The sequence below is a fragment of the Actinoplanes sp. GCM10030250 genome, from assembly GCF_042666575.1.
Lineage (GTDB): Bacteria > Actinomycetota > Actinomycetes > Mycobacteriales > Micromonosporaceae > Actinoplanes.
Genome location: NZ_JBHTDO010000002.1, coordinates 346,948 through 355,437 on the forward strand (window position 1 = coordinate 346,948; position 8,490 = coordinate 355,437).

General features: G+C 68.8%; 9 protein-coding genes. 1 reads left to right on the top strand and 8 read right to left on the bottom strand.

Going from position 1 to position 8,490, the window contains the following annotated elements:
* Window positions 1–2: 2 nt before the first annotated feature.
* The 8 genes from ACFQV6_RS04745 to trpS all read right to left on the bottom strand — a co-directional run bounded on the left by ACFQV6_RS04745 (window position 3) and on the right by trpS (window position 7,366).
* Complete coding sequence (locus ACFQV6_RS04745) at window positions 3–1,268, bottom strand: ABC transporter permease (RefSeq protein ID WP_378026065.1); 1,266 nt, start codon at window positions 1,266–1,268, stop codon at window positions 3–5.
* Window positions 1,265–2,743, bottom strand: coding sequence for an ABC transporter ATP-binding protein (locus ACFQV6_RS04750; RefSeq protein ID WP_378026066.1), 1,479 nt, complete (start codon window positions 2,741–2,743; stop codon window positions 1,265–1,267). The genes ACFQV6_RS04745 and ACFQV6_RS04750 overlap by 4 nt, the downstream gene beginning before the upstream one ends.
* A gap of 159 nt (window positions 2,744–2,902) precedes the next feature.
* Entirely contained in the window at window positions 2,903–4,000 is a 1,098-nt protein-coding gene (locus ACFQV6_RS04755) for a BMP family protein (RefSeq protein ID WP_378026067.1), read from the bottom strand.
* Between the two features lie 224 nt (window positions 4,001–4,224).
* Window positions 4,225–4,452, bottom strand: a complete 228-nt coding sequence (locus ACFQV6_RS04760) for an SCO4848 family membrane protein (RefSeq protein WP_378026068.1) — start codon at window positions 4,450–4,452, stop codon at window positions 4,225–4,227.
* A gap of 21 nt (window positions 4,453–4,473) precedes the next feature.
* A complete protein-coding gene (locus ACFQV6_RS04765) occupies window positions 4,474–4,857 on the bottom strand; it encodes a hypothetical protein (RefSeq protein WP_378026069.1) in 384 nt (127 codons plus the stop codon).
* A gap of 7 nt (window positions 4,858–4,864) precedes the next feature.
* Entirely contained in the window at window positions 4,865–5,785 is a 921-nt protein-coding gene (locus tag ACFQV6_RS04770; RefSeq protein WP_378026070.1) for a YihY/virulence factor BrkB family protein, read from the bottom strand.
* Between the two features lie 21 nt (window positions 5,786–5,806).
* Window positions 5,807–6,337 (bottom strand): 2'-5' RNA ligase family protein, encoded by a 531-nt coding sequence (locus ACFQV6_RS04775; protein ID WP_378026071.1) that lies wholly within the window; start codon window positions 6,335–6,337, stop codon window positions 5,807–5,809.
* Window positions 6,338–6,340: 3 nt separating this feature from the next.
* Entirely contained in the window at window positions 6,341–7,366 is a 1,026-nt protein-coding gene (gene trpS / locus ACFQV6_RS04780) for a tryptophan--tRNA ligase (protein ID WP_378026072.1), read from the bottom strand.
* A gap of 141 nt (window positions 7,367–7,507) precedes the next feature.
* Between trpS and galE the strand changes: the two genes are divergently transcribed.
* Window positions 7,508–8,482, top strand: a complete 975-nt coding sequence (gene galE / locus ACFQV6_RS04785; protein WP_378026073.1) for a UDP-glucose 4-epimerase GalE — start codon at window positions 7,508–7,510, stop codon at window positions 8,480–8,482.
* Window positions 8,483–8,490: the final 8 nt, after the last annotated feature.

Below are 8,490 nucleotides of genomic sequence, written 5' to 3' on the forward strand. Positions count from 1 at the left end.
CCTCAGCCCTTCGCCAGGGTGACGCCGGCACGCAGGTTACGGGCGGCGCGCAGTCGGAAGATCGCTTTCACCAGGGCGGGTGCGGCGATGAAGATGACGATCAGGGCCTGCAGGACCGTGACCAGCTCCAGCGAGATGCCGGAGTACGACTGCATCCGGTTGCCGCCGGCCCGCAGCGCGCCGAAGAGCAGGGCGGCGAAGAAGGTGCTCCACGGCTTGTTGCGGCCGAGCAGGGCCACCAGCAGGCCGTCGAAGCCGATGTTGCCGGCCACGGCGGGGGTGAGCGCGTGTGCCGTACCGAGGACCTGGGTGGCGCCGCCCAGACCGGCGAGCCCACCGGCGACGACCATCAGCAGCGCGTACGTCCGGGCCGGGCTGATGCCCGCGGTCTTGGCCGCGTGCGGGTTCGCACCCACGGCCCGCAACTCGAAGCCGAAGGCGGAACGGTTGAGCAGCCAGGCGACACCGGCGGTGGCGGCCAGCGCGAACAGGATGCCCACGTGCACCCGGAGCACGCCACCGAACGACGGGAGCTGCGCGGACTCGGCGACGGCCTTGCTGATCGCGTCGGTGCGCTCCGGGTCCTGGATGCCCTTCTGCAGCACCAGCCAGGACAGGAACAGGACCGCCGTGTAGTTCAGCATGATCGTCGTGATCACCTCGTGCGCCCCGGTCCGGGCCTTGAGGATGCCCGGGATGAAGCCCCAGATCGCACCGCCGATCGCCCCCGCCAGGAGCGCGACCAGCATGTTCAGCACGAGCGGCAGGCCGAACGAGAAGCCGACCACGCCGGCCGTGATGCAGCCGAGCACCGCCTGGCCCTGGGCGCCGATGTTGAACAGGCCGCCGCGGAACGCGAGCGCCACCGAGAGACCGGTGAAGACCAGCGGCGCCGCGTAGGTGAGCGTCTCGGAGAGCGGCGCGAGCGCCTCCTGCCAGGTGCCGGTGCCGGAGAACCAGGCCGAGTACGCCTCCGGGTCACCGAGCGCACCCTTGAGCAGGTCGCTGTAGGCGGTGACCACCAGATCCCAGCTCGCCGACAGCGCGTCGCTCGGCCGGGCGGTGAAGTAGGTGAACTTCGCCAGCACCGCCGAGTCGGAGACGACGATGAGGACGGCACCGATCAGGACGGCCAGGAAGATCGACAGGAACGTGACGGTGACCGTGTTCGCCGACCACAGGTTGCGGGTGAAGACACTGAGGAAGGACTCCTCGTCCGGTTTCCGCGGCGGGGCCGGCGCCTCCCCGGTGGTGGCTTCGGCGCTCACTTGGCTTCCTCTTCTCCGCCGGTGATGCCGGCCATCAGCAGACCGATCTCCTCGCGGGGGGTGTCCGGGGAGACGATGGCCAGGATGCGGCCGCGGTACATCACCGCGATCCGGTCCGCCAGGCCGACGACCTCGTCCAGCTCGCTGGAGACCACGAGAACGGCGGTGCCCTGGTCGCGCTCGTGGACGATCCGGCCGTGGATGAACTCGATCGAGCCGACGTCCACACCGCGGGTGGGCTGCGACGCGATGAACAGGCGCAGCGGGCGGGACATCTCCCGGGCCACCACGACCTTCTGCTGGTTGCCGCCGGACAGGGTGCCGACCGGGGTCTCCGGCGACTGGCAGCGGATGTCGAACTGGGCGACCCGTTCCCGGGCCGACTCGGCGACCTTGCCGGGGTTGAGGCGGAACGCGTTGCCGTAGGGCGCGCGGTCGTACATGTCCAGGACGAGGTTCTCGGCGACCGAGAACTCCTTCACCACACCGTCGTGGCTGCGGTCCTCGGGGATGTAGCCGACACCGGAGCGCAGGATCTTCTTGGTGCTCATGCCGGCGAGGTCCTCGTCGTCCACCTCGACCGTTCCGGCGCGCACCTCACGCAGGCCCATCACGGCCTCGACCAGTTCCTCCTGGCCGTTGCCCTGGACACCGGCGATGCCGAGCACCTCTCCGGCGCGCACCACCAGGTCGAGGCCGTCGACCGCGCGGACGCCACGGTCGTCGTCGACGACCAGGCCGGAGATCGTGAGGACGTTGCGGCCGGGCTCGGCGGGAGCCTTCGTGACCTCGAGGTTGACCGCCCGGCCGACCATCAGGGAGGCGAGCTCGTCCTCGCTGGTCTGCGGGGTGGCCGTACCGACGACCTTGCCGCGCCGGATCACGGTGATCCGGTCGGCGATCGACTTGACCTCTTTGAGCTTGTGGGTGATGAAGACGATCGACTTGCCGAGCTCGGTGAGCGAGCGCATCACGGCGAGCAGCTCGTCGGTCTCCTGCGGCGTCAGCACCGCGGTCGGCTCGTCGAGGATCAGCAGGTCGACGTCGCGGGTCAGCGCCTTGACGATCTCCACCCGCTGCTGGGCGCCGACCGGCAGGTCCTCCACCAGGGCGTCCGGGTCGACCGGCAGGCCGTACCGCTGGGAGGTCTCGATGACGTCCTTGCGGGAGCGGCGGCGGTCGAGCCAGCCGAGCGGGCCGCCGCGGATCTCCTCGTGGCCGAGCGCGATGTTCTCCGCGACGGTGAAGACGGGCACCAGCATGAAGTGCTGGTGGACCATGCCGATGCCGGCCGCGATGGCGTCCCGCGGGCTGCGGAAGATCTTCGGCTCGTCGTTGACGATGATCTCGCCCTCGTCGGCCTGCAGCAGGCCGTAGAGCTGGTTCATCAGGGTCGACTTGCCCGCGCCGTTCTCGCCGAGGAGGGCGTGCACCTCGCCGGGCTCGACGGTGATGTCGATGTGGTCGTTGGCCACCAGGTCGCCGAAGCGCTTGGTGATGCCGCGCAGTTCCAGTTTCAGCGGAATCTCCCCGACGTCGGTTATGTGCCTGGTGGGCGGTTCAATGCGAGCCGCCGCTCGGCCGCAGGTTAGAGCCTGCGGCCGGGCGGCGGCCAGATGCTACCTACCGATTGATCAGGCCGGCGCGCTGGCCGACTCGACCTTCACGGTGCCCGCGGCGACGTCCGCCTTGAGCTTCTCGACCTCGCCCTTGAGGGCGGCGTCGACCTTCGACTCGAACTGGTTGTACGGCGCGAGCGAGACGCCCTCGTTCTCCAGGGTGCCGAGGTAGCCGGGGGTCGCGGCGAGCGGCTCGCCCTTCGCGCCCTTGACCACGGCCTGCTTGACCGCGTCCTGGATGTTCTTGACCACGGTGGTCAGGAAGACGTCGCAGTACTGCTCGGCGCTCTTGCAGCCGTCCTGGTCGACCCAGATGACCGAGAGCTTGCCGGCCGAGTCCTTGGCCACCTGCGCGGTGCCCAGGCCGGTGCCGCCGGCGACCGGCATGACCACGTCAGCGCCCTGGGAGACCAGGGTCTGCGTGATGGTCTTGCCCTTGTTCTGGTCGATGAAGCTCTCGGCGAAGGTGCCGTTCTGCGCCTTCTTGTCCCAGCCGATGACCTCGACCTTCTTGCCCTTGGTGGTGCTGTAGTGCGCGACACCGTCGGCGAAGCCGTCCATGAAGATGGTGACCGGCGGGATCTTCAGACCGCCGTAGGTCGCGACCTTGCCGGACTTCGAGTAACCCGCGGCCAGGTAGCCGGCGAGGAACGCCGCCTGGTGCGTGGCGAACTGCATCGGGTACACGTTCGGCCCGGTGCTGCCGCTGTCGACGATGCCGAACTGCGAGTCGAGGCTCTCCCCCGCCACCTTCTTGGTGACGTCGCCCATCAGGCCGCCGACCGCGAGGGTGAAGTTGCACTTCTGGCTCACGAAGCCGCGCAGGCCGGGCTCGTAGTCGGCCTCCGACGAGGACGCCGTGACCTTGGTCTCGACGGTGCCGGTCTCGGCCTTCGCAGCCTCCAGGCCGGCCCAGGCGGACGCGTTGAACGACTTGTCGTCGATGCCGCCGGTGTCGGTGACCATGCAGGCCTTGTATGCGGCGGTGGCGGCGCTGCTGCTGCCGCTACCAGGGGTGGTCTCTTCCGGGGCGTCACCACAGGCAGCGGCAGCGAGCGTCAGCCCACCTGCCGCGAGAATCGCCAGGATCCGCTTCCCACGTACTGGGCGCAAGACGCCCTCCTTCCACTGCTCACCGAATCCGCACGGTGAAGCTCAGGTCGGCAGCGTAGCGTCGCCTAAACGCCTCGTCAGGGGATCGTTCCGGACTGTTCGCGCACCGTTACCTGGTTGCAATCCCAGCCGCCGTACAAGGCGTTTTTGTGTCACGTTGTACGGTCCGGAATCGGGACGCAGATCACTCTCTGTTGTGGAAAACGTTATTACCGCCGGAAAAATCAGCGTCCCGCCGCCCGCCAGGCACGGACGCCGAGGACTCCCACCGCGCTGCCGAGAATCAGCGAGGCGGCGATCAGGAGCGCGTGCACCCAGAGGAACGAGGTCGGCGTACCGCCGGAGAACGAGCGGTCGTCGTTGTAGATGGCGACGCCGAACCGCGGCCAGATGACCCAGGTCCAGACGCCGACCAGGATGAGGAACGCCGCCCACCGCCGAGTGATCACCACCGGGCCAGTATTCCAGCGCGGTCAGCCGGCCAGCCGCGTGGCCATCCGGCGCCAGGCGGCCCGGACCTCGGCCGGCTCGGGCGGATCACCGACCGCCGCCCCGGACGAGGTGATCGGCTCGGCCACGGTGTCGTCGCCGTCGTCGAGCGCGGTGGCCCGGACCTGCTCGATCTCCTTGCGGATCGCTGCCACACCGTCCAGCGCCAGCATCGGCTCCACGACCGCCATCAGGTCGTCGTCGATGACCACCGCCCGGGCCAGCGCCAGGGCGTGCTCCCGCTCGTACGGCCCGCAGACCAGCGGATCCCAGCCCTCCTGATCCCCGAGCGAGCCGATCGTGACGACCCACGGCAGGCCGGCGAGCGGTGAGCCGGGTGGCAGGTGCAGCGTGACGAGAGTGCCCACCGGCTCATCATCGCGGGCGGGCGTGGCGGATCCAGGTGTTTTGTCCTACGGGGGCGGTTTTATCGTCGGCCGAGAGGTCAACCACGCGACCGTGTGGGCTGGTCGCCGCCCAGGCCGCCCCGAACAGCAGCAGCTGGTTGAAGACGTACAGGTAGACGAGCGCTCCGACCGCGGAACCGACCAGGCCGTACGCCGGATTGCGCTCGACCACCGCGACGAACGACTTGCCGACGGTGTTGAGCAGCATGATCCCGATACCGACCTGGAGCACCGGCGGCGCCATCCGCCGCGCGGTCATCCGCAGCCGGGGCACCGCCGCCAGCAGCGCCGCGGCCAACAGCATGTTCACACCGAGGGTGAGGATCAGGCTCACCACCGACAGGAACGCGGTGAAGCCGCCACCGGCCAGCCAGTGCAGCAGCCGCTCCAGGCCGTAGACGGCGAGCTGCGAGAGGGCGAGCAGGAGCAGGACGCCGATCAGCACGGCCAGGTCGACGACCTGGCGTACGCCGATGTAGCCCGGCTGCTCGCGCAGTTGCCAGATGAGCCGCTGGGAGGAGCGGATCGACTCGACCCAGCCGATGCCGGTGAAGGTCAGGCCGAGGATGCCGACGATGCCGACGGTCTTCTTGCTGTCCAGGATGGCCTGCACGTCGAGGAACGGGAGGTTCTCACCGAGGAACTCGCGGACCAGGTCGAACAGTTCGGTGTTGTTGGTGAGCAGGAGCCCGAAGACCGAGTAGCCGATGAGCAGCAAGGCGAAGATGGCGAAGAAGCCGTAGTAGGCGATCGCCGCGGCCAGCCGGCCACCTTGGACGTCCTCATAGCGCAGGATCGTCCGGCACAGGTGGTCGAAGTAGGGCGACCGGTAACGGAGCGCCATGATGCGGGCTTCGGCCGCGTCGTACGCCCGGTCGATCGGATTCACCGGGCGACCGTAACCGATGCGTCAGCCACCGAGGGGGAAGTCCCGGCGTGGCCGCCAAGGTCCCTCCCCGCCGTGCGAGAAGAGGGTGAAAGAGGAGACCTCGAAACGCGCCGAGAACCCGGCCAGTTCCTCGAAGACGGCGTCCAGGGCGTCGGCCGACACGTCCTGGGCCACCGTGACGTGCGGGTGGTACGGAAAGCGAGTGTCCCGCCGGACGTCCTCCGAGCGGGTGATCGCTTCCGCCAGCAGCTCACACTCACTGATGCCCATTGCCAGGGTCACGAAAACCACCTCGGTGATCGGCCGGAAGGTGCCGGTACCGCGGAGGTGGATGGTGAACGGCGGCTGCGCCGAGGCGATGGCCTCCAGGTGCTTCTCCACGGCCGGCAGCGCGTCGGCGGCCACCTCGGTCGGCCCGAGGAGCGTGACGTGCGCCGGCGTGTAGGCGGCCTGCGGGTCGCCGGCCTCCGCCCGCCGGCGGGTCAGCGCCGAGCCCCAGGGCTCCGGGATGTCGATCGCCACGCCGATCCGCGTGCGGGCGGGGTCGGACACGGTTCAGGCCTCGCGGGAGGGGCTGACGAAACCCACGTTCCGGTATGCGGTGGCCAGAGTGGCGGCGGAGACGGCCCGGGCCTTCTCGGCGCCGACGGCGAGGATCTTGTCGAGGTGGCCGGGGTCGTCGAGGTACGCCCGGGTGCGCTCCTGGACCGGCTTGACGAACTCCACGAGCACCTCGGCGAGATCCTTCTTCAGGTCGCCGTAGCCGCGTCCGTCGTACTCCTCGAGCAGTTCGTCTATGGTCCGCATGGTCAGCGCGGCATAGATGGTCAGCAGGTTGCTGACGCCCGGCTTGTTCTCCTCGTCGTAGAGGATCTCGCGACCGGTGTCGGTGACCGCCGACTTGATCTTCTTGGCCGAGCGGGCGGGGTCCTCGAGCAGCTCGATGATGCCGTTCGGCGAGGAGGCCGACTTCGACATCTTGCTCGTCGGGTCCTGGAGATCGGTGATCTTCGCGGTGTCCTTGACGATGAACGCCGACGGCACGGTGAAGGTGTCGCCGAACCGGCTGTTGAAGCGCTGAGCCAGGTCCCGGGTGAGCTCCAGGTGCTGCCGCTGGTCCTCCCCGACCGGAACCTGGTCGGCCTGGTAGAGCAGAATGTCGGCGGCCTGGAGGATGGGGTACGTGAAGAGGCCGACGGACGTGCTGTCCTGGCCCGCTTTCGCCGACTTGTCCTTGAACTGCACCATCCGGCTGGCCTCGCCGAAACCGGTGATGCAGCTCAGCACCCAGCCCAGCTGGGCGTGCTCGGGCACGTGCGACTGGACGAAGAGTGTGCAGCGCTCCGGGTCCAGCCCGAGGGCGAGAAGCTGGGCCACGGAAACGCGAGTACGGTTACGCAGAGCGGCCGGGTCGTGCCCCATGGTGATCGCGTGCAGGTCGACGACACAGTAGAAGGCGTCGTGCGTGTCCTGCATGGCCACCCAGTTGCGCACGGCACCGAGGTAGTTGCCGAGGTGGAAGGAATCGGCGGTCGGCTGAATGCCGGAGAGCACACGCGGGCGGCGGGCAACGTCGGACATGGGCGCCATTGTGTCAGTCTCGGGCCGGGAACCGCGAATCCCCCACCGGGTTCCGCCGATGTTCGAACCTGTTGACTTATGAGCGTTTTTGGACAATTCTATGATCGCTTGGTCATCCGAACCTGACGAAAGGCCTTAGTCGTGAAATTGCTCGTCACCGGAGGCGCCGGCTACGTCGGCAGCGTGACCAGCAGGCTGCTGCTGGACGCCGGACACGAGGTCGTCGTGCTCGACAACCTGCGCACCGGCTTCCGCGAGGCGGTGGCCCCCGACGCCACCTTCGTCGAGGCGGACATCGCCGACGCCGCCCGGGTCCTGACGCCGGAGGCGGGCTTCGACGCCGTGCTGCACTTCGCCGGGCTCATCGCCGCCGGTGAGTCGATGGCCAAGCCCGAGCTCTACTGGCACGAGAACGTGATCAAGTCACTCGCGCTGCTCGACGCGATCCGGGCCGCGAAGGTGCCGCGGGTGATCTTCTCATCCACCGCCGCGGTCTACGGCAACCCGGTCGAGCTGCCGATCACCGAGTCCTCGATCAAGGCGCCGACCAGCACGTACGGGTCCACCAAGCTGACCTTCGACCTGGCACTGACCTCCGAGACGTTCGCACACGGCCTGGCCGCCGTCTCGCTGCGCTACTTCAACGTCGCGGGCGCCTACATCAGCGGCGAGCACGAGATCGGCGAGCGGCACGACCCGGAGACCCACCTCATCCCGATCACCCTGCAGGCCGCCGCCGGCAAGCGCGAGAAGCTGCAGCTGTTCGGCGACGACTACCCCACCTCCGACGGCACCTGCGTCCGCGACTACATCCACGTCCAGGACCTCGCCCGCGCCCACCTGCTGGCGCTGGAGGCGGCGGTGGCCGGCGAACACAAGATCTACAACCTGGGCAACGGCAACGGCTTCTCCAACAGGCAGGTCGTCGAGGCGGCCCGCGAGGTCACCGGCGCCGCGATCCCGGTCGAGATCGCACCCCGCCGTGACGGCGACCCCGCGACCCTGGTGGCCTCGTCGGCCCGCGCCCGCGACGAACTGGGCTGGGTGCCCGAGAAGAACACCCTCCAGGCCATGATCGGCGACGCCTGGGCCTTCTACCGCAAGCATGTGGCATGAGCGAGCTT

What these genes read in the sequence shown, in the direction of transcription:
- trpS (WP_378026072.1), bottom strand. Translation starts at nt 7,366, where the DNA reads ATGTCCGACGTTGCCCGCCGCCCGCGTGTGCTCTCCGGCATTCAGCCG.